General features: G+C 68.1%; 2 protein-coding genes. Both read left to right on the forward strand.

The genetic code is table 11. The annotated features are described in order from the left end of the window. The first annotated feature begins 315 nt into the window (after positions 1-315). A complete protein-coding gene (locus DBR34_RS14030) occupies positions 316-846 on the forward strand; it encodes a hypothetical protein (RefSeq protein ID WP_128097249.1) in 531 nt (176 codons plus the stop codon). Then, a complete protein-coding gene (locus DBR34_RS14035) occupies positions 843-1,481 on the forward strand; it encodes a hypothetical protein (protein WP_128097250.1) in 639 nt (212 codons plus the stop codon). The genes DBR34_RS14030 and DBR34_RS14035 overlap by 4 nt, the downstream gene beginning before the upstream one ends. The last annotated feature ends 6 nt before the right edge of the window (positions 1,482-1,487 follow it).

The following is a 1,487-nucleotide window of genomic DNA, read 5'->3' on the forward strand; positions in this document are numbered from 1 at the left end:
CACCCACCCCAGCCCAGCTTGGTAGTCAAAGGCAGCCGTCGCTCTTCGCCGTTGGACTGGGAGTATCAAACCTGACTACGTGCTGTAAACGGTGTATCAGCGGGTGTAACACAGGTGATACACCCGGCAAAAACCGAGCAACGGCGGGCTTGTAGGGCGCGTGATGGCCGTGTTCAGCAGATGTTATGTCCAACGAATCTGTAACAACGCTGTTGCGGCGTTACACCGTTAGCGGCAGCGAAAGCCCGTATTTGCTGGCGCGCGGAGTTGGCACGAATGCTGCGTTACCCCTCGGCATGTTTCGAGGAGGGCGCCATGGACAGCGTTGCCGCACACCGCACCACCACCGCCGGGCTCTGGCTGCTGGCCACCGCGCTGGCCCTGCCGATGGCTGCACAGGCCTCCGGCGCGCGCCAGGGCGTCAAGGCGCAGCCCGGTGAAATCGTCCTCCTGCGCGATGTCTCCGCCCGGCCCGCGTACCGGCCCGCGCCTCCCGGCATGGCCCTCATCGCCGACCCCTCGCCCAAGCGCGAAGTGAACCAGGCCCTGGGCACCGCTACCGGCATGGACGAACTCAGCGACGACGACTATGCCTCGCTGGGCTCCAACACCGGCGCCGGCGTCACCCATACCCAGACCACCATTGAACGCGTCACCGGCACCAACGTCACCTCCACCCTGGGCAAAGTGACCGACAGCGGCGTGCTCTCCGGCGGCCAGCTCAGCAACGCCATCGGCGGCCCCATGGGCGCCGTCACCGGTGCCACCCGCGGCATCGGCGACCAGGTGCGCGGCGCGCTCGCGCAGTTCCCGCTGGGCCAACCTGCGGGCGGGCCCGGCAAATGAACCGCCTGCATCGCACCCTGTTGCTGGCCACCGTCATCGCATCACCGCTGCCGCTCCACGCGCAGCAGGCCGATGACTATGCCGCCATGCTGTCCTACCTCAACACCAGCCGCATCGACGGCCGCGCGCTGTCCGGCGCCGACGGTGCCATCACCGTCAACCTGACCGCCGGCGACCTCAACCAGCAGGCCAACCTGCTCGGCATCGCCAACGGCTCCAACGCACACATTGCCATCAGCGCCCGCCAGCAACACAGCGCCAACCAGGTGCTCGGCGACGGCCCGATGGACGCCAGCGCCAGCATCGGCGGACAGGCACTCAGCGGCGCCCGCGGCGTCGCCATGATCAACCAGGCCAGCGGGACCGGCAACGCGACCATCAACGTCGTCACTGCCACGCTGGCGCAACAGGGCATACGCGAGTCGAACGACGAGGCCCTGGCCTCATCGGGGGCGCTCGTGTCAGCAGGGGGGCAGGCGGCCGCTACTCGCGGCCGGCCGGCCGGAACCCGCAGCGTGGCGGTGGAAGCCACCGCGCTGCAGGGCTTCGACGGCGTCCTGCAACTCAATCAGATCGCGGGATCCGGCAACGCCACCGCCAATCAACTGAGCATCTCGGTGCAGTCCACCCCGTGAGTAGTC

Origin of the sequence: Stenotrophomonas sp. HMWF003 (assembly GCF_003061285.1) — a bacterium.
Classification (GTDB): Bacteria; Pseudomonadota; Gammaproteobacteria; order Xanthomonadales; family Xanthomonadaceae; genus Stenotrophomonas; species Stenotrophomonas maltophilia_AP.

Bases quoted from the DNA above. Each gene is read 5' to 3' on its own strand.
- DBR34_RS14030 (WP_128097249.1), top strand. From the start codon at position 316: ATGGACAGCGTTGCCGCACACCGCACCACCACCGCCGGGCTCTGGCTG.
- DBR34_RS14035 (WP_128097250.1), top strand. From the start codon at position 843: ATGAACCGCCTGCATCGCACCCTGTTGCTGGCCACCGTCATCGCATCA.